Genomic DNA, 18,634 nt, shown 5'->3' on the forward strand with positions numbered 1-18,634 from the left:
GGCCGCCCCTCGTTCGCGAAGGGCAGGCCGGTCACGGGTCAGCGTCTAGGGCGTCAGCGGGCGTCGGCGAGGGCCTTGTAGTGCGCCAGCTCGTCGCGCAGGACACGCTCGCGTTCGTCGCGGAGCCGACGCGTCTCGTCGAGGGACTCGCGGAGCAGCTCGATCGTGAGATCCGCCATCTCCAGGTCGAGTGCGAGCTGACGCCCCGCCTCATGGAACAGCTCGGCCACGAAGGTGGCGGCGTCCAGGTCGCGGCGGGTCTCGTCGAGTTCGCGACCGAGCTGGAAGGTGCGCTCGCTCAGGTTGGCGGACGACTCCATGGCGATCTCCAGGAGGGAGCGGCCGGAGTAGGCGAGCGGGTTGTCCTTGATCAGGGAGACGGCCATGTGACCTCACCTTTCAGTTACAGGTTAACAGGTACGGTATGAGAATGGGCAGGAGCCCGACTCACCCCCGCCCGAAGGCGGGGGGAGTCCGTACCCCCCAGAGGTTTGACCCTGTGGGGGGCTTCGCGGCCACCCACCTTGCGGTGAGCGACCCCGGCCGCTTGCGCTGGCCGGTAGAACAGATCGAGTGATTTCGCTTGACGGGACGGACGCTCACTCAAGCGCCCGCCTCACCGTCCGTCATCATGCCGGTCACGTTCCTTCCGGGTGGTTTCCCTCCCGTTCGGTCCGTTTCCGGCCGTCCGATGGACGGTGAGCCCTGGGCGACCAATCAGGCCCCTACCTCACACCCGTCCCCGACCCCACACCAAACCTGCTTCGGGTGCCCTCCGCAGGTCAGCATGGGTTCAGCCGGTTAGAGCGCTCCCGTTGCGCCAGGGTGGATACTCCCCAGCCGGTACGGCAGTTGCGTTCACTCAGTCGTCTGTACCCGAACCTCGTACCCGAACAGTCCAGAACGCTTCCAGTCCGTACCGCGCAGGGTCACCCTGCTAGACCTTTCACGCCCCTTGGCCGGGCGATGATTCCTCAGACCCCGAAGGGTCAGCGAGCCTGGACCATCCGGAGACGGCCTTCCGCTCTTGCGCTCGATCCACACCGGAGAGACCCGGCTGCGACATCCGGCATCCCGCTTGCGGGACAGGGGCCGGATCGAGCGTCCTTGCAACGTTGGTGTGCTGGGCCGTGTGGCCCGGCGATTCGATCCTGTCACAGGTTAACACCTGCTGTCGAACCGAGTGCCCGTGGTGGGCGATTCCCGCTGGTCTACGGCGGCGGCTCTCGTGAGCCCCGTTCTCGTTGGCCTTGCGGTGAGCCCCACTCTAGGCGGGCGGCCCGGCGAGTGTCAACCTGTGACTTCGCCTTGCCGGTCGCCCCTCACCTGCCTTGCGGCCTGCGTCGTTGCGACACCGAGAACATTAGTCACAGGTTCACAGCATGTCCAATCGTGCAGGTCAGAGGCCATTTAGGGCGCGTTCTCAGCCGCTCCGAGGCAGCCCAAGGGCGGAAGGTGCGCGCGTTCCTCAGCTCCGCGCGTCGCGCGCGTACGCGTGTGCAGCGGCGGCCGGTGGGGGTGGGGGATGATCCCCGGTGCGCACGCGCGCGGACCGCCCTGTCATAGCAGCTCGGATTCTGCCACGGTTCCAGGGTCGACGAGGCACCTCGCGACCCGCGTCAAGCCTTGCCATATCCGCAGGTCAACGCCCGTAATGGCGTCCCATCGCGCCTCCGCCGGCACTGCACAGAAATGACACCTAAGCGGCCAGGCCGACGAGAAGGGCGAGCGCGAGCACGACCACGGAAGCCGCGGTGATGTGGATGGCGACCCGGAGCATGGCGAACTTCCGGCGAGCGATCTGCGAGCGGACGACGAGCTGCGCCTTGCGGCGGTCCACGGCGAGGTCGGCCAGCACTTCGTCCGGCGTGCAGCTCGCCCAGTGCAGGAAGGACCCCTGGGTCGCGTTGCCGAAGTGCGGTTGCAGGACACGCAGGGTGGCCAACATCGCAGCGACCATGCCTGCCACCGCGACGCCGGCAAGGACGCTGCCGGATGCCGGAAGCTCCCGGCCGGGCAGGACGGCCACGAGGACGGCCAGCGGAATCCCGAGTGCCGTGAGCAAGGCGGACGCCTTGCCGTCGGTGCGGGCTATCTCGGCCATCACTTCCGCGTGGGCCTGGGCGAGCCGTTCGCCCCTCGCTGCGCACCGAGGGGCGCTCGTCGCTCGTCATGGCCGCAAGCTACCCACAGCCTCGTCAGACCGAAACGGTACGCATTGCGCCACGAAGTTCAGCCAACCCCCACGGCTCTCCTTGGCTGGCGCGGCGGCTTCGCCGCCACGGTACCGCGCGAGCGCACGTACGTAAGGCGTCTTCGTCCTGCGCCGCCCTCCGGGCGGCCTTTCCGTCTTCCCTCTGAGCGCCCTTCGGGCGCTACTGCTCTTCGCCGCCGCCGCTTCACGTAAGTGTGAGCACGATCACGTGTCTACTCGTTTCCGAAATCAAGATCTTTTAGCGACTCATAAGTGTAAGTACGTAAGTCGCAAGGCTTGAGCCCCTGTCGGGGCTCGCCTGATGAAGACGAAGTACGTATGTACGTACTTCGCAGGCTGGAGTCACTAATTCCTAATTGGAAGGGCTCCGCCCGGCGATCAGAGCTACCGCCGAACTGGTCTCAAATTCGCAAGAGGGTACTTCGGCGAGACGGATATCGCTGCACGGCGCGAAATCAGTACGGAGATCGCTGCCCGGAGACGGCAACAGATATCGACCACATTCTTCCTGGTGATGACCATCGAGAGATCAACCTTCGAGCGCTCTGCGGTTTTCATCACCAGGTCAAATCATCGCGCGAGGGTGCGGCGGCCCAAGCCGCCAGGCGACGGCGCATGAAGAACAGGTTCCGGCGGACGGAGGCTCACCCCGGCCTGGTCGGCTAGGAGGTGAGCACATGCCCGGTCCCGTGCCGGCACGGGAGTCCGACCTCGCCCGCCCGCGTGAGCGCAAGGGCGGCGATGTCCAGGCGGTCACCCGCGGAATCGCGCGCCCCACGAAGGTCCCCAACGGCGACCGAAGCTGGCACCCCATCGCCAAACGCCTCTGGGACTCCCTGAAGGAATCCGGTCAGGCGGACTACTACCAGGCCAGCGACTGGGCCATGGCCTTCTCGCTCTGCGAAGACCTGTCCCACTACAAGCAGGCCGGCAAGCGCAGCGGCCAGATGCTCCAGACCATCTACAGCGCCTTTGAGCGGCTCCTCGTGACCGAAGGCGACCGGCGCCGTGTGCGCATCGAGCTGCACGAGCCCGAGCCGGAGGAACAATCCGCGGCCGTGCTCGCCATCGCCGACTACAAGAAGGATCTCGGACTCGCCGAGTAGCTCCGGGAGGTGAGCCCCATGGTGAAGGCTCCCCCGCAGCTCACCGAGGAGGAGATCGACGCCCTCGAACCGAGCTTCCTCGGGCCCACATGGCTGCGAGGACCGGACGGGGCGTGGAAGCTCCCCGAGCACACGCTCGGGTGGCAGATTGCGGGCTGGTGCGCGGAGTACCTGAAGGCCGAGGACGGCGGGCCCTGGCGCTTCACGCGCGAGCAGCTCCGCTGGGTCCTCTGGTGGTACGCCGTCGACAGCAACGGCCGCTTCATCTACCGCAAGGGCGTCTTGCAGAGGCTCAAGGGGTGGGGCAAGGACCCGCTGTTGGCCGTCGTCTCGCTCGTCGAATTCGTCGGCCCTTCCCGCTTCTCGCATTGGGAGGCCGGACAGCCGGTCGGAATCCCCCATCCCCAGGCTTGGGTGCAGATCGCTGCGGTCTCGCGCGATCAGACGCGCAATACGATGACGGTGATGCCGGGTCTCATGAGCGACAAGCTCATTGAGACGTACGGCATCAAAGCCGGGGCCGAACTAATCCGCGCAAACGGTGGCCGACAGCGCCTTGAGGCGGTGACAAGTAGTTATCGCGCCCTGGAAGGGGCGCGTTCTTTAACGGTCCACGTTTGTCGTTCTCAATGAAACGCATCACTGGGTCGAAGGCAATAATGGCGACAAGATGTACGCCACCATCGACGGTAATGCGACGAAAAAGGATTCGCGCTACCTCGCGATCACCAATGCGTATTTGCCCGGTGAAGACAGCGTGGCCGAGCGGATGCGTGAGGCTTTCGAGAAGATCCTCGAAGGCCGAGCGGCCGACATCGGTTTCATGTACGACAGCATCGAGGCGCACCCCGCGACTCCGCTGACGCCGGAAGCAATTCGGATTGTCCTCCCCAAGATTCGCGGCGACGCCATTTGGCTGCGGGTGGAGACTATCCTTCAGTCAATTCTCGATACGACGATCGCGCCGAGTCGCAGCCGTCGAATGTGGCTGAACCAGATCGTCGCGTCCGAGGACGCGGTGTACTCCCCCGCCGACTGGGACGTCCTGCGGGACGACACCCTTGTTCTCCAGCCCGGCCACGAGATCGTGCTCGGCTTCGACGGCGGCCTCCGCGACGACAGCACCTGCCTGGCAGCCCTCCGCGTGAGCGACGGCTACGCCAGCGTCCTGGGTCTGTGGGAGAAGCCCGACGGCCCGGCCGGCAAGGACTGGGAAGTCCCCCGCGCCCAGGTCGACTCGGCGGTCCACGAGGCGTTCAGCACCTTCAACGTGCAGGGCATGTACGCCGACGTCGCCCTCTGGGAGAGCTACATCTCCGAGTGGAGCGCGCAGTACGGCGAGGGCCTGACCGTGAAGGCCCCGGGTAAGGACGCGATCGGCTGGGACATGCGGACCAGCCTGAAGGCGTCGACCATGGCGCACGAGCGCCTCGTGCGATCGGTGCTTGACCGGAAGATCCTCCACGACGGCGACCGGCGCCTGCGCCGCCACGTGCTCAACGCGAGGCGTAGGAGCAACAACTTCGGGCTCTCCTTCGGCAAGGAGAGCAGGGAGTCCCCGCGCAAGGTGGACGCGTACGCGGCGCTCATGTTGGCGCACGAGGCCCTCGTGGACCTTCGGGCCCGGGGCAAGCGGACGCGTAGGCGCACGGGACGCGGCTACTTCCTCTGACCCATCTATCAACCTGTAACAAAGGGCGGTGATCCATGGCCAGCCCTTCCCCCCTGCCGCTCGCGCGACAGCTCCTGGGCATCCTGCACCGGGACGGCGATCGGCTGCGTCACATCGACGCCTACCTTCACGGCCGGCACGCGGACCCGTACATGCCGCCCCAGGCTGACGACGAATACCGCCTGCTGGCCCGGCGTGCGGTCTCGAACTGGATGCCCTTGCTCGTCGGCACGCCCGCACAGGCCCTCTACGTGGACGGTCACCGCCAGGGCGGCGGGTCGGGCGAGGCCGACGGCCCCGACTCGACGACCCCCGAGTGGGAGCACTGGCAGGCATCCCGGCTCGACGCACGCCAGGCCGCCATCTACCGGGGTGCCCTGGCCTACGGGCACAGCTTCACCGTGACGGAGCGGAACCAGGCCGGGGAGATCGTCACGCGGGGCCTGTCGGCCCTCAAGACAGCGGCGCTGTTCGAGGACGCGGCCAACGACGACACCCCGGCGGCGGCCCTCACGGTGACGGCCTGGCCGCAGGGTGAGCAGCCGGGCGAAGCCCGGCTGTGGGATGCCCGACGCGAGTACGCCGTCACCTTCCTCGCGCTGAACGACGAGAAGTCGATCCGCGTACAGGCCCGGCGCCCGCACGGAGCCGCGGAGTGCCCGGTTACCCGGTTCTCCGCCTACGTCGACCTGGAAGGTCGGACCCTGGGTGTCATCGAGCCGATGATCGCCCTCCAAGACCGCATCAACCAGACCGTTTTCGATCTCCTGCTGGCGCAGAGCTACGGCAGCACGAAGGTGCGGACGGTCACCGGCATGGCCCCGCCGGTCCAGCGCAACCCCGAGACCGGCGAGCCCGTCCTCGACGCGGACGGCAACCCGATCCCGCTCCGGATCAACCACAACAGCAGGCGATTTTTGTTCGCCGAGGACCCAGACGTTCGCTTCGGCTCGCTGGACGAAACCCCTTTGCAGGGCTTCATCGACTCGATCGACATGAGTATCCGCCACCTGAGCGCCCTCGCGCAGGTGCCGCCGCATCACCTGCTTGGGCAGATCGCCAACCTGTCCGCGGAGGCCCTCCAGGCCGCCGAGGTGGCCCTGAGCAGGAAGATCGCCGAGTTTCGTACGAGCTTCGGCGAGTCCTGGGAGAGGGTCTTCAGACTCGCGGCCGAACTGTCCGGCAACGCGTCGGCCGCCGAGGACTACAAGGGCGAGGTTGTCTGGCGCGACATGGAGTCGCGCAGCCTGGGCCAGGCCGCAGACGCCCTCGGCAAGCTGCGCACCCAGCTCGGCATTCCCGAGCGCGGACTGTGGCGCAGGGTTCCCGGCGTCACCCAGACCGAGCTTGAGGACTGGGAGCAGATGCGCGAGGACGACGACTCTGTTGCCCAGCTCGCAGGCGCCCTCACCCGGGCAACTCCCGAGCAGCAGACCGACGTTCAGCAGGTGGCCGCATGAGCCGCCCCGCCCGGCAGTCCGAGACGGACAAGGCGTCCGCGGCCTTCCACGCGGCCCTCGTGGAGATCGGCGCGCAGACCACGGCCGAGGCCCTGTCGCTGTGGGCGGACGTGCCGGCCGATCTCCGCGCAGCCACAGCGGGCGGCTGGCTCCGCAAGGCCATCACGATGGTGATGAGCCGACGGCGCCAGGCCCGCGACCTGGCCCGCGCGTACTACCGGCTGACCCGAGCCCTCCAGACCGGGACGACCGTCGCCGACCCCTACCACCCGGAGCCCGAGCACATCACGCTCGGGGATCTTCGCCGGGAGTTCGGGGCCCTGGCCGGCACGTACCGCCCCTCGGCCTCGCGGGCGGAGGAGGCCGCGACCGGCGAGCCCGGGGAAGCCTCCTCCGGCCCGCCCGACGAGCAGTCCGAGAACGAAGACGACCGGCCCCGCTCCGACGACGATGACGACGACTGGGAGCAGATCACCGTCGAGGAACTCGACGGGCTGCGTGAAGAGGAAGAGCGGGCCGAGCGTGAGGCCGAGGAGGAACTCCGTTCCGCGCTTGACGCCCTTGGCACTCAGAACCTGAACCGGCGTCTGGCCGAGGTCGACGACGAGCAGCCCGCGAAGGACGCTGACGCTGCCCGCGCGCACGCGCACCGGCAGGCCGGAGCCCGGCAGGCCGCCGCAGCCAGCCGCGTCGCCATGAACGGCGGACGGTCGAGCACGTGGCGCCACATGCGCAAGGACGGCCGGGCGCTCGGCTACGTGCGTCTATCCAGGTCAGGTACCCCATGCGGCTGGTGCGCCATGCTCATCAGCCGAGGGCCGGTCTACAAGAGCCGCCAGTCCGCCACGTTCAACGACGGCGACAAGTACCACGACAACTGCGCCTGTTACGCCATGCCGGTCTGGTCCCGGGACCAGTACCAGTCCAGCGAACTCACCGCGCTCTCACGGCAGTACGAAGCCCTGTGGCCGAAGGTCACCAAGGGGCACACCGGCAAAGACGCGATCAGCGTCTGGCGCCGGTTCATCCGCCAGAAGCAACGAGCCGCAGCCCAGGAGGCTCGGCAGACCACGACCACAGCCCAGGAGGCGTGACGTGTCCGAAGGCACCCCCAACAAGCCCGCTCAGGACGACGAGAAGACCGGCACGCCGGGCGAGGAGGAGACTCCCGCACCGGAAGCCAGCACGGAGTCGGCCGAGGACAGCCTGCCCGAGTGGGCGCGCAAGGAGCTGGTGAAGGTCCGCGGTGAGGCCGCCGGGTACCGCACCCGGCTGCGCGACGCCGAGGCGAAGCTCTCCGAGGCCAAGTCGCCCGAAGAGTTCGAGGCCGCCCTGTCCGAGGTGAAGCAGCAGAACGCCGCGCTGGAGCGCTCGCTCCTGGTGACTCGCGTCGCGGGGAAGTTCGAGCTGCCCGAGATCCTGGCCGACGCGCTGAAGGGCGACACCCCAGAGGAGCTGGAATCTCACGCCAAGGCGCTCCAGGCGCTCGTCGCGCCGCCCCTCACCCCAGCGCTTTCCGGCGGGCTGAACCCCGCCGATGCAGACGACGGCGAGATGGACCCGCGCAAGCTCGCGCGGCTCACCCGCCGTTGACCCATACCCAGGCTGTGAACCTGTAACAGGTTGCCTCTTTTTCCATTTCCACGCCTCCGGTCTCCGGGGGCTATTTCTATGCCCCAGGAGGCTAAGTGACAGCCGAACACATGGTGGTCAAGCCGGAAAAGCTCATCGCTACGGCCATCGGAATGCTGGAGCAGGAACTCGTCGTTCCGAACCTCTTCACCAAGGAGGGCGTCGACAAGTTCAAGGGCGCCAAGAACGACACGATCAACGTCACCGTTGAAGGCGTCCTGCCCTTCCACGACTACGAGTGGCGCTCCGGATCGGCCGGCAGCTCGACTCCGGGCACCCGTCAGCGTGTCGTCTTCGACGAGTACGCCGAGCGCACGATCCCGGTGACCTTCGGCGGCAACGTCTACAACGGCGTCAAGCTCACCGACGAGCAGGCCGACTTCGATATCCCGCAGTGGGGCAAGCTCCTGCGACCCCAGGTCAAGGCCATCGCCCGCGGCCTCGCCCGGCGAGCGGTGAAGACCCTGGTGGACCAGCCGTACGCGGTGACCATCGGCAACACCGAGAAGGCCATGCGTAAGGCGATCATCGAAGCCCGACGCGTGCTCAACAAGTTCAACGTGCCCGAGGGCAACCGCTACATGGTCGTCGGGTCCGACTTCGAGACCGTCCTGCTGTCCGACCCGGACCTGAACCTGGCGTCGAACGTCGGCGACAGCCAGGCCGAGTCCGCTCTCGTGAATGCCACTCTGGGAAACCGGTACGGCTTCCGCTTCATTGTCGATCAGACCATTCCGGCGGATAGCGCCTACGCGTTCGCCCAGAGCGGCTTCATCTTCGCTTCGGCGGCGCCGTCCGTTCCCCAGTCCGTTCCCTTCGGCGCGACCACGAGCTTCGAGGGTCTGGCCCTTCGCTGGCTGCGCGACTACGACAGCGAGTTCTTCCAGGACCGTTCGATCGTGAACTGCTACCAGGGCTTTCGCTCGGTCGAGGACACCCTTGTTGGCTGGGACTCGGCGAAGGAGAAGGAAGTCATCTCCACCGACCAGCACTTCGTACGCGGCATCAAGCTGACGCTCGACGGCAAGTCGGACTACCCCGAGGCGGCCTCCGAGCTGGCGAAGATCACGGGTATCAGCGACGCGAAGGTCTGGACCCCGACCGGCCGCGTCCCCGAGGGCGACCCGGCCAACGCCTGAGCCATGACGGCCGTGTGAACCTGTAACAGGGGTTCGCACGGCCGCCGGGCCTGACCGAAGGAGTCAGCTTGGCGTACGCCACACTCGACGACCTGCGGGGCCGTCTCGACTGGGAGCCGGACGAAGACGAGCTGCGCATCGCGGCGGGCGCCCTGGAAGACGCCTCAGCGCTCGCCGCGGCCTACGGCCGCGACTGGCCGGCAGACCGGGTTCCCCAGCTAGTACGGACCCTCGTCCTCAAGGCCGCCGCCCGCTACATGAGCAATCCCGGCGGCTACACCCAGAGCCGGGCCGGGGACGAGACCCTCGCCTGGTCCGACCTCGGCCACGACGCGGGCACCGTCTTTTTCACGGCCGAGGAGAAGCGCCTCCTGGAGGGGCTGGCCGGCACCCGGCCCGGTCTGGTCAGCGTGGTCGTCAGCTCCTGGGAGTCCACCATCCGCCCCGGCGTGGGCGGCCTCGTCCCCGTCGACTACGACGGGGCCCGGTTCCCGATGTTCTCCTCCGATCGGGGGCCGTGGTGAGCCTCCAGCGCAGACGCGGCCAGCGGGCGCGGGTCTGGCGGACCGTCGAGGTCACCGACTCACGCGGCAACCAGGTCACCATGCCCGACCCCGCGGGCCCCGTCGAAGTCCGGGCCGCGTTCATCCCGCAGCGCTCGGCCCGTGCCGAGGTGCCGGGCCAGCAGCAGATCAACGTGACCAGGATGGTCGTCGATGCCCACCTGGAGGGCGTCTCGCTGTGGTCCCGCGTCGAGTACGCGGGTCGCCAGTGGGACGTGGTGTCCCCACCCGCCTACCACCACGGGTCCCGGCGCACACGGCACTGGTCCATCGACATCCGGGAGCGCCCCTGATGGCGGAGGTCTATTCGACGATCGGCGCCCACGGCATCGGGAAGTTCATCGCCGTGCACGAAGGCGTGCAGGACGAGTTGACGAAGCGTGCCTTCGAGATCGCGGTGCGCGCCGAGGAGATCCTCGCGGACCATCACGTAGACGGACACGCCGAGATCGACATCGAGGCGGGTGACAACAACAGGTACGTGATCCTCTCCGACGATCGCGGGCAGAAAGCGGCGCTCAGCATCGAATACGGCCGCGAGGAATCCGTCATCGTCCGCGAGGACACGCATGGCAGGAAGTACCTCGACGTTCTTCCCGCCATGGACGGCCTCTACATTCTCGCCACCGCTTCGAATCTTCCCAAGAAGCGCAAGGGGAAGGTGAAGCTCGACTAGTGGCCGGTATCCCTGACCACATCAAGGCCCTCGCCGAACTCTCCCCGGTTGAAGACCTTCTGCTAGCAATCCTCCGCAAGGGCCTCCCGGGCGTTCGCGTCAAGTCCCTCATCGACCGCCACGAGAAATTCCCGCTCGTCCTGGTGCGCCGTGATCCGACATTCGGACAGTGGGCGGCCGACACCCGATTCACCGACGCCGCCCGGGTCGTGGTGAATTGCTTCGCCGAGGACCCCGACGGCGATTCTGATGCCGCCATCCTCTCCGAGGCCGTGCGCGTCGTCCTGCGTGACTCGTGGCTCAACCACGAGGTAATCCCCGGCAGGGGCCACATCACTCGCGTGGACATGAACTCCTCACCGCGCAGGGCGAGCGACTGGGCCACCGCGACCGGGCCCGTGCAATACGCGGATCTGCCCACAGGCGTGTGGCGATACGAGTCGGTCTTCGACATTCAGATTCGCAAGCCCCGGCAGCGCCCCTTCCCCCTCCCTTAGTCCAACCCGCACGCACCCCGCCCTTTTCCCGGCGGGGCCTCTGGCGTGCGCGAATTAGGAGACATTCCTTCTTGGCGCTCAACGACCACGCAACTCTGGTTGTCGGCAATGGCAATTACCTGACGGCCCCCGTCGGAACCTCCATGCCCGATGATCTCCTCGTGCCGGTCTCCCCTTGGCAGAACGTCGGCCACACCTCCCTTGAGGACGTCTTCGGAATCACCTCCGAGGGCGGCGAGGCCACCACGATCGGCACGCTCCAGAACAAGAGCCTCCGGACGAAGTATTCAGCCCGGACCGAGTCGATCACCTTCACCCTGAACCAGTTCGACACGGCTGCGCTCCGGCTCTACTTCGGCGCCAACGCGCCGCTTCTGCCGGACGGCTCGGTCGGCGTGCCGGCCGACCCGCAGCCGACGCAGTCGGCCTTCCTCGCCGTATTCGTCGATGGCGAGTCGCACTTCGCGGTCTACGCCCCGAAGGCGGAGATCTACCGCGCGGACGACATGGCCATTGGCGACACGGAGTCCCTCGCGGGCCTGCCCCTGGCCGTGAAGCCCATGGTCTACGGGAGCAACTCGTGGACCTACGCGGTGACCCCGCTCGGCGGCACCGTCGCCACGGGCGCGGCGGCAGGCACCCCGGGCGCCTTCACGCCGACCGGCGCCGTGGCCCCGGCGGACCTCGCGGCTCTCGCCTCCGTGATCGCCACCCCCACTGCGAAGTGGTCCACCGGACAGTACGTCGATCTCGCGGACTCCTCGAAGGCGTTCTGGGACGGCTCCAAGTGGGTGGCCGGCACGGCTGCCTGACCTCCTTCTCCTTCTCCCGGCGCGAGCGCGCGGACCCGCTCGCGCCGGGCCTTCCCCCGGTCCGCCCCACCCCTGACACCTGGAGGTCCGCACCCCATGGCTTCTTTCACGCTCGACAGCATTCGCACCGCCGCCGAGGCGAAGTACGGCTCGACCGACATCGAGCTGGGTGACGAAACGATTCGCCTGCTCAACCCGCTGCGCCTGCCGAAGGCGTCCCGCACCGCGCTCTCCGGCCTTCAGGACCAGATGGGAGTCGACGATGCCGACCAGGAGGAGCTTCTGTCCGAGGCCATCCGCCTGGTCGCCGAGCACCCGAAGGCCGCGGAGCGGCTCCTGACCGCCGTGTCCGGCGACCTCGCCGTCCTCGCCGAGATCTTCGACCGGTACGGCCGGGGCGCGCAGGTGGGGGAAGCCTCGGCCTCGCGCGACTGATCGACGACTACGGCGAGGGCCTCTACGCCGATCTGCGGCACTACTACGGCGTTGACCTCGCCGATGTGATCGCGGGCCGGGGGCCCTCGCCCGCGCTCGTCCTCCTCCTCGTGGCGAGGCTGCCCGACACCTCCTTGACCGTCGCCCTGGCGTCGGGCGGCAGGGAGCACTTCGGCTGGGGTGCGGACAGGCACCTGGCCGCCGACCTCTTCGACGCGATCAACGCCAACACCCGGGCAACCGGGCAGTGGGGGCGGGGTAAGGCTCCGAAGATCCCGCTGTTCCCTCGCCCCAAGGCGAAGGCACCGGCCAAGAAGGCGGCCAAGCGGCCCACGACCGTGGCCCAGCTCTACCAGCACTTTCAGCGGAGGTAGCCCTTGTCAGCGGGCCAGATCATCGGCCGCGTCGCCGTCAAGGTGTCCCCCGACACCCGCGACTTCAAGCGGGATGCCGAGAAGAAGCTCGACCGCATCGAGCAGCAGCTCGAAGCGCTCAAGGTGTCGACGAAGATCGACATGAGCGGCGCGAGTCGCGGCTTCCTCGAAGAGTTGCGGAAGATCAACAAGCGGAACAAGCAGTCCGACGCGCGCAAGATCCGCTTCTACACAACGATCTCCACCGACGGCATGGCGACGGCCGTTCGCAACGCGGCCCGCGAGCTACAGCAGCGGGCCAACCGCGAGCGCGTCTCGTTCAAGGTCGACAACCTCAAGGCGGCCGGCAAGGTCGAGCTGGAACTCGACCAGCAGTCGGCGGACCGGGTCAAGCGCAAGCTCCAGGACTGGGCCGACGACATCAGCCCGCTGAAGGTCAAGGTCGAGCCCGACTTCGCGCACGGCTCCGGCCTCGCGATCTCCACCCGCCTTCAGGTCCTCACCCGGCCGCGCACGGTCCCGATCATCCCGGACCTCGACAATGCGGCCGTTGCCAAGGTCGGCGCCGCTCTGGCCGCACTCAGCGGCGCGCGGGTGCTGAACTCGATGTTCGAGAAGCTCGGCCGGACCCTCCGGGACCTCGACAAGAGCGTCCCGATCATCGGGTCCCTGAGCCTGGCCATCTCCGGTCTCGCGGGCTGGGGGCTCACCGCGGCCTCCAACCTGGCCGCACTGTCGTCTAGCCTGGCGCAGATCGGCTACGCCGGTCTGCTCCTGCCCGGCCTGCTCGGCGGAATGGCCGTCGGCCTCGGCGTCACGATCGCGGCGTTCCGCGACTTCAACAAGGTCCTTCCCGAGGTCAAGGGGGCCCTCTCCGGCCTCCAGGACACGATCTCGGAGAACTTCTGGGCCAAGGCCGCCGAGCCCATACGCACGGTCGTCGACGACCTGCTGCCGCGCTTCCGCGACGGCGTCTCGCAAACCGCGACCGAGCTGGGCGGCTTCTTCGGGAGCTTCGCGACCAACCTGGGGACCTCGCTCTCCCCCGCGCTCGACCAGATGTTCTCGGACCTGTCCGAGTCCATCGCGAACGCCACGCAGGGCACCGACACCTTCGCGTCGATCATCGCGACGCTCGGCAAGGTCGGCACCAGCTACCTCCCCTCGCTGGCCAACTGGTTCGTCCAGATCAGCGAGCGGTTCGACGCCTTCCTCAAGCGGAAGGGCGAGGACGGCCTCAAGAAGGAGATCGACGGAGGGATTGACGCCCTCCAGGATCTCGGCTCCGTCCTTCAGCACACGGGCGGCATCCTCGCCGGTATCTCGCGCGCGGCGGAGGCTGCGGGTGGCTCCTCGCTCGGGATGCTGGCCGGCACCCTGGAGCGGATTCACACCACAGTCGACTCTCCTGGTTTCCAGGAGGGGTTGACCAACGTCTTCGCGGCGGCGCACGCCGCGATGCAGCAGATCGCGACCGTCTCCGGCCCGGCGGTCGAGCAGTTCTTCACGACCTTCGGTCACCTGCTCACAGCGATCCTGCCGCAGGTCGGCGCGACCATCGGCCAGGCCCTCGCGGCGGTCGCGGGCGCGCTCGCGCAGCCTGCGGTCTTCAGCGGCGTCGTCGCGCTCTTCAACGGCATCCAGAATGCCGTTGGCGCGCTCGCCCCCGCCATGGCCCCGCTGGGCCAGGCGTTCGGCGCCCTGCTGGAGGTCATCGGCGCCTTCGCGACGATGCTCGGCCCGCTCGTCGCCGCCGCGCTCGTCCCCCTGGCCAACGCCTTCACTGCGCTGGCCCCGGCGGTCATCCCGCTCATCGCCCTGCTGGGCGGAGCGCTCACGGAGGCTATCGGCCAGCTCGCGCCGATCTTCGCTCAGCTCGTTCCGGTCGTCGGAGCGGCGCTTGGCACGGCGTTCTCGGCGCTCAGCGCGATCCTGCCGCCCATCGCCGAGCTGTTCACGACGATCCTGGCGGCGGTTGTACCGCTCGCCGCGTCGCTGATCGAGGGCCTGGCCCCGATCCTGCCGCTCCTCGCGACGGCCTTCTCCGCGATCATCACGGCCGTCACCCCGGTCGTGGAGCTGCTGACGCAGCTCTTCGCGGCGGTGATCACGCCGCTGATCCCGCTCTTCGAGTACATCGTCGCCGCGTGCCTGCCGCCGCTGACCGAGGCATTCCAGCGCGTCTCGGAGGCCCTTCAGCCCTTCCTCCAGGCGCTGATCCAGGTCGTCGACTTCATCATGCCGGTCCTCGTACCGGCGTTGCAGTTCGTCGCTGACTTCATCATCGGCGCGCTGGCGATGGCGCTCGACGGCATCGTGGACGTCATCACCGGCGTCCTCGACGTGATCATGGGCGTCTGGGAGGTCTTCGCAGGCGTCTTCACCGGCGACTGGTCCCGCGCCTGGGAGGGCGTCAAGCAGATCTTCTCCGGGATCTGGGACATCATCGTCGGCGCTTTCAAGGTCATCATCAACGTCGGCATCTTCGGCGTCCTGAAGAAGGGCATGGCGCTCGTCAAGGGCGTCTGGGAGTTCGGCTGGTCCGGAATCCGCACCTTCTTCACGGGCATCTGGAACGCCATCCGCGGCGGCCTCGGCGTCGCCTGGACCGCCATCAAGGGCTACATCGACGACGGACTGCGCAGCGTCCGCTCCACCTGGTCCTCCGGCTGGAACGCGGTCAAGCAGTTCTTCATCGACGCCTGGAACGCAATCAAGACCAAGGCAGTTGAGGGAGCCAAGGCGCTCTGGCAGGCCATCCAAGACGGCGTCGAGCAGTCGATCAAGTTCGTCAAGGAGCTGCCGAGCAAGGCGAAGTCGGCCCTGTCCGACCTCGGCTCCACGCTGCTGAGCGCGGGCAAGGACCTGATCAAGGGCTTCATCAAGGGCATCACCTCGATGTTCGGCGGGGTCAAGGAGACCCTCGGCAATCTCACCGACAAGCTCACCTCGTGGAAGGGCCCGCCCAAGAAGGACGCGGTCCTGCTGTACGACGCGGGCAAGCTGATCATCAAGGGCCTGATCAAGGGCCTGGAGTCCGAGTACGACAGCGTCAGGAAGTCGCTGACCGACCTGACGGCGAAGATCCCGTCCAACGCCTCGAAGGGGCTGAAGGACCGGGTCAACCGGGACCGCACCCAGCTCCTGGCGCTCACCGCCGCGTGGGACGCCGGTTCGAAGCGGCTCGAAGCCGCGCGCGACAAACTCGACAAGCTGCGCGACGAGGCCGCCGACTATGCCGGCCGAGTCGCTGACCGGATCATCGCCACGGGCGACGTGACCAAGTCGAAGGACTCCTCCTTCGGCGGCATCGTCACCGACCTCAAGGCGGCGGTCGATCAGGCGAAACGCTTCGCCAAGGCGCTGGCGGTCCTCAAGTCCAAGGGTCTCAGCCAGACCGCCATCGACCAGATCGCGAGCGCAGGCCCCGAGGCCGGGCTCGCGGCGGCCGAGTCGATCGCGGCGGCCGGCAAGGACGGTATCGACCAGATCAATGCCCTCCAGGCCGAGCTTGCCAAGTACGCGAAGCAGGCTGGGAAGACGGCGTCGGATGCGATGTACGCCAACGGCATCGCCGTGGCCGAGGGCATCGTCAAGGGTCTGGAGGCCAACCAGAAGGCGATCGAGAAGCAGATGCTCAAGATCGCCGACGCGATGGTGGCCGCGATCAAGAAGAGCCTCGGCATCCACAGCCCGAGCCGCGTCTTCGCCAAGCTCGGCTCCTTCGTCGGCCAGGGCTTCGCCCAAGGCATCGAAGGCGAAGCGGACCGCGTGGCCAGGGCAGTTGACGCCATCACCGCGCGGCCCGGCTCTGCGGACTACGCGAACGCCGCACGAGCGACCACTGCCGCCATCGCAGGCGGCCTCGGAGCCGCCGGGAGCGGCGGCACAACGAAGGTTCTCAACTACTACGCGGCCAGCGGCTCGTCGCTCAGCTCCCAGGAGGAGCTGTTCGCGGCGGCCCACCGCGCACGAATGGTGGGGTGGTGAGTGACTGCACTCCTACTGGAAACCGAGCGCGACTCGCTCGACTTCAACGAGGTGGCCAGCACGGGATACGGCTACCAGGCCACGGTCGGGGCCACCGGGTTCGGTCTGCCGTCCGTCTCGGCGCAGTGGCTGGAGGGAGCCGGGGACGGCTCCCGCTTCCGGGGGCAGCGGGTCCTTTCCCGCGACGTCGACCTGCCCCTGGACATCGTCGGCCGCAGCCGCCGACACCTGAGCAGCCTGATCTCGCGCCTGGCGCGCGCGGTCGCGCAGGAGTGCTCGCTCGTCCTGGTCGACGACGCGGGGGTGCGCTGGTCGACGCCCGTCTACCGGACCGGCGGCGGCGAGATCGACCTCGCGGGCACCAACGACGTCCAGACGACGATCAGCTTCAGGGCCCCCGACCCGTACTTCACGGCGAGCACCGTCTCGACGCAGCGGGTCGGGGGCGACGCGGGCGCCGATCCGTTCTTGTCGAGCATCGCTGCCCTGCCCGTCGCGGCGTCTCAGGCCATCGGCGAGATCCAGCTCGACAACACGGGCGACGTGCCGGCCTATCCCGTGTGGGAGATCTACGGTCCCGGCCGTGACCTGACCGTCGTCTCGCCGACCGGTGAGACGCTGCGCTGGACCGGCTCCCTGTCGAGCACAGAGAAGCTGATCGTCGACACCCGCTCCGGCACCGTCAAGGACGGCAAGGGGGCGAACCGCTACGCGCTGCTCGACACCGCGCCGCGCTTCTGGACCGTGCCGCCCGGCGTTTCCACAGCCGCCGTCCGCCTCCTCGACACCACCGCGGCCTCCCGCGTCGTCTGCTCCTGGCGTCCGCGCCGATGGATGGTGATCTGACTGAAGCTCACGGACCTCACGGTCGAGGTGCGCGACCGCACCCTGACTCGCGTCGGCCTGATCCGCCCCGAGGATCTCTCCCTCGACGTCGACGACACGTTCAACAACGTCGGCACGTTCAAGCTGACGCTCCCCTCCGAGCATCCGCTCGCCGACACCCTGCGCCTGCCCGGCTCGGGGCTCATCATCACCGGCCCCGGCGACGTCCTGATGTCGGGGCCGGTCACCTCCTCCGAGTACGCGGCCAGCCCAGAGGACCGCTTCGGCTCCATCGTCTTCGAAGGCGTCTCGGACTCGGTGATCCTGCTCGACATGCTCGCCTGGCCCGATCCGTCCAACCCCGACGTCACCACCCAGAAGACCGGCCACGACGAGCGCAGCGGTCCCGCGGAATCACTCATGCACGCATACGTCAACGCCAACTGCGGCCCCGCCGCACCAGCGGCCCGGCGCCGGGCAGGGCTCGTCATGGGCCCGAACGGCGCGCGCGGCCCCGTGGTGTCCAAGAGCGCGCGCTTCCCGACACTGGGTGAGCTGCTCACGGGGATCGCGACCGTCGCCGACCTCGCCTTCCGGATCGTGCAGCGCGGCAAGCAGCTCGTCTTCGAGACGACCCAAGTGGCCGACCGGACCCGCGAGGTCAGGCTCGACGTGCTGGCCGGCACTCTCGCCGGACAGCGCGTCGCGGTCTCCACGCCTGGCGCGACCCGCGTCATCGTGGCGGGCCAGGGCGAGCAGGCCGACCGCACCTTCGTCCCCGTCGACAACGCCGCCTCCGTAGAGGCCGAGGGGGACTGGGGCCGCCGTATCGAGCGGTTCGTCGACCAGCGCAACACCGACGACAAGGCCGAGTTGAAGCAGGCGGGCGACGAGCTGCTGGCGGACGAGGGCTTCACCCGGACCGCCGTCCAGGCCGTACCGGTGGCCGACAGCGCCATGGAGTTCGGCAAGGACTGGGGCCTTGGCGATCGTGTCTGCGTCATCGCGGGCGGCCAGGAACTCACCGCCCCCGTGACCGGCCTGGTCCTCAAGGCGGGTGACCAGGGTTTCCAGGTCGGCGCCCTGTTCGGTGACCCGACCGGCTTCAACCCGCGCGCAGCATCCACCCGGCACGCGCAGAGCACCGAGCGCCGCGTCTCCGCGCTGGAGCGCACCGCCGAGGGCGGCTCTGACCCTGCCGGACAACTCCTGAGCCTCATGGGGGTCTTCTAGTGGCG

General features: G+C 68.1%; 18 protein-coding genes and 1 pseudogene. 17 read left to right on the top strand and 2 right to left on the bottom strand.

What is annotated here, in order from left to right:
- Positions 1-53: 53 nt before the first annotated feature.
- Positions 54-386: a hypothetical protein gene (locus tag AC07A6_RS20435; protein WP_478777980.1), complete on the bottom strand. Its 333-nt coding sequence runs from the start codon at positions 384-386 to the stop codon at positions 54-56.
- A 1,313-nt stretch (positions 387-1,699) separates the two neighbouring features.
- Positions 1,700-2,116: pseudogene (locus tag AC07A6_RS20440) on the bottom strand (Pycsar system effector family protein); the annotation flags it as partial.
- A 776-nt stretch (positions 2,117-2,892) separates the two neighbouring features.
- On the opposite strand from AC07A6_RS20440, the gene AC07A6_RS20445 reads away from it, so the two are divergent.
- From AC07A6_RS20445 to AC07A6_RS20525, 17 genes are all read left to right on the top strand, one after another.
- Entirely contained in the window at positions 2,893-3,321 is a 429-nt protein-coding gene (locus tag AC07A6_RS20445; RefSeq protein ID WP_478777981.1) for a phage terminase small subunit, read from the top strand.
- Between the two features lie 18 nt (positions 3,322-3,339).
- Complete coding sequence (locus tag AC07A6_RS20450) at positions 3,340-3,954, top strand: hypothetical protein (protein WP_478777982.1); 615 nt, start codon at positions 3,340-3,342, stop codon at positions 3,952-3,954.
- Positions 3,955-3,991: 37 nt separating this feature from the next.
- On the top strand, positions 3,992-4,993 hold the full coding sequence (locus AC07A6_RS20455) for a terminase (RefSeq protein WP_478777983.1): 1,002 nt from the start codon (positions 3,992-3,994) through the stop codon (positions 4,991-4,993).
- A 35-nt stretch (positions 4,994-5,028) separates the two neighbouring features.
- Positions 5,029-6,453 (top strand): phage portal protein, encoded by a 1,425-nt coding sequence (locus AC07A6_RS20460; protein ID WP_478777984.1) that lies wholly within the window; start codon positions 5,029-5,031, stop codon positions 6,451-6,453.
- Positions 6,450-7,547 carry a VG15 protein gene (locus tag AC07A6_RS20465; RefSeq protein WP_478777985.1) on the top strand — a complete coding sequence of 366 codons (1,098 nt, stop codon included), beginning with the start codon at positions 6,450-6,452 and terminating at the stop codon, positions 7,545-7,547. The genes AC07A6_RS20460 and AC07A6_RS20465 overlap by 4 nt, the downstream gene beginning before the upstream one ends.
- Position 7,548: 1 nt before the next feature.
- On the top strand, positions 7,549-8,046 hold the full coding sequence (locus AC07A6_RS20470; protein ID WP_478777986.1) for a hypothetical protein: 498 nt from the start codon (positions 7,549-7,551) through the stop codon (positions 8,044-8,046).
- A gap of 95 nt (positions 8,047-8,141) precedes the next feature.
- Positions 8,142-9,224, top strand: a complete 1,083-nt coding sequence (locus AC07A6_RS20475) for a hypothetical protein (protein ID WP_478777987.1) — start codon at positions 8,142-8,144, stop codon at positions 9,222-9,224.
- Between the two features lie 68 nt (positions 9,225-9,292).
- Positions 9,293-9,748 (top strand): hypothetical protein, encoded by a 456-nt coding sequence (locus AC07A6_RS20480; RefSeq protein ID WP_478777988.1) that lies wholly within the window; start codon positions 9,293-9,295, stop codon positions 9,746-9,748.
- Positions 9,742-10,080 (top strand): phage head-tail adapter protein, encoded by a 339-nt coding sequence (locus tag AC07A6_RS20485; protein WP_478777989.1) that lies wholly within the window; start codon positions 9,742-9,744, stop codon positions 10,078-10,080. The genes AC07A6_RS20480 and AC07A6_RS20485 overlap by 7 nt, the downstream gene beginning before the upstream one ends.
- A complete protein-coding gene (locus AC07A6_RS20490) occupies positions 10,080-10,463 on the top strand; it encodes a DUF5403 family protein (RefSeq protein WP_478777990.1) in 384 nt (127 codons plus the stop codon). The genes AC07A6_RS20485 and AC07A6_RS20490 overlap by 1 nt, the downstream gene beginning before the upstream one ends.
- Entirely contained in the window at positions 10,463-10,960 is a 498-nt protein-coding gene (locus AC07A6_RS20495; protein WP_478777991.1) for a hypothetical protein, read from the top strand. Before AC07A6_RS20490 ends, AC07A6_RS20495 begins: the two co-directional genes overlap by 1 nt.
- Before the next feature lie 71 nt (positions 10,961-11,031).
- The gene (locus AC07A6_RS20500) at positions 11,032-11,772 is read left to right on the top strand and encodes a phage tail tube protein (protein ID WP_478777992.1); all 741 of its coding nucleotides are present in this window, start codon (positions 11,032-11,034) and stop codon (positions 11,770-11,772) included.
- 96 nt (positions 11,773-11,868) lie between these two features.
- Positions 11,869-12,207 (top strand): phage tail assembly protein, encoded by a 339-nt coding sequence (locus AC07A6_RS20505; protein WP_478777993.1) that lies wholly within the window; start codon positions 11,869-11,871, stop codon positions 12,205-12,207.
- A gap of 65 nt (positions 12,208-12,272) precedes the next feature.
- Complete coding sequence (locus AC07A6_RS20510; protein WP_478777994.1) at positions 12,273-12,581, top strand: hypothetical protein; 309 nt, start codon at positions 12,273-12,275, stop codon at positions 12,579-12,581.
- A 3-nt stretch (positions 12,582-12,584) separates the two neighbouring features.
- Positions 12,585-16,571: a phage tail protein gene (locus AC07A6_RS20515; RefSeq protein WP_478777995.1), complete on the top strand. Its 3,987-nt coding sequence runs from the start codon at positions 12,585-12,587 to the stop codon at positions 16,569-16,571.
- Positions 16,572-17,417 carry a phage tail family protein gene (locus AC07A6_RS20520; protein WP_478777996.1) on the top strand — a complete coding sequence of 282 codons (846 nt, stop codon included), beginning with the start codon at positions 16,572-16,574 and terminating at the stop codon, positions 17,415-17,417.
- A 27-nt stretch (positions 17,418-17,444) separates the two neighbouring features.
- Positions 17,445-18,629 carry a siphovirus ReqiPepy6 Gp37-like family protein gene (locus AC07A6_RS20525; RefSeq protein ID WP_478777997.1) on the top strand — a complete coding sequence of 395 codons (1,185 nt, stop codon included), beginning with the start codon at positions 17,445-17,447 and terminating at the stop codon, positions 18,627-18,629.
- Positions 18,630-18,634 lie beyond the last annotated feature (5 nt).

The sequence above is a fragment of the Streptomyces sp. NPDC044002 genome, from assembly GCF_056434525.1.

Bases quoted from the DNA above. Each gene is read 5' to 3' on its own strand.
- AC07A6_RS20435 (WP_478777980.1), bottom strand. From the start codon at position 386: ATGGCCGTCTCCCTGATCAAGGACAACCCGCTCGCCTACTCCGGCCGC.
- AC07A6_RS20445 (WP_478777981.1), top strand. From the start codon at position 2,893: ATGCCCGGTCCCGTGCCGGCACGGGAGTCCGACCTCGCCCGCCCGCGT.
- AC07A6_RS20450 (WP_478777982.1), top strand. From the start codon at position 3,340: ATGGTGAAGGCTCCCCCGCAGCTCACCGAGGAGGAGATCGACGCCCTC.
- AC07A6_RS20455 (WP_478777983.1), top strand. From the start codon at position 3,992: ATGTACGCCACCATCGACGGTAATGCGACGAAAAAGGATTCGCGCTAC.
- AC07A6_RS20460 (WP_478777984.1), top strand. From the start codon at position 5,029: ATGGCCAGCCCTTCCCCCCTGCCGCTCGCGCGACAGCTCCTGGGCATC.
- AC07A6_RS20465 (WP_478777985.1), top strand. From the start codon at position 6,450: ATGAGCCGCCCCGCCCGGCAGTCCGAGACGGACAAGGCGTCCGCGGCC.
- AC07A6_RS20490 (WP_478777990.1), top strand. From the start codon at position 10,080: ATGGCGGAGGTCTATTCGACGATCGGCGCCCACGGCATCGGGAAGTTC.
- AC07A6_RS20505 (WP_478777993.1), top strand. From the start codon at position 11,869: ATGGCTTCTTTCACGCTCGACAGCATTCGCACCGCCGCCGAGGCGAAG.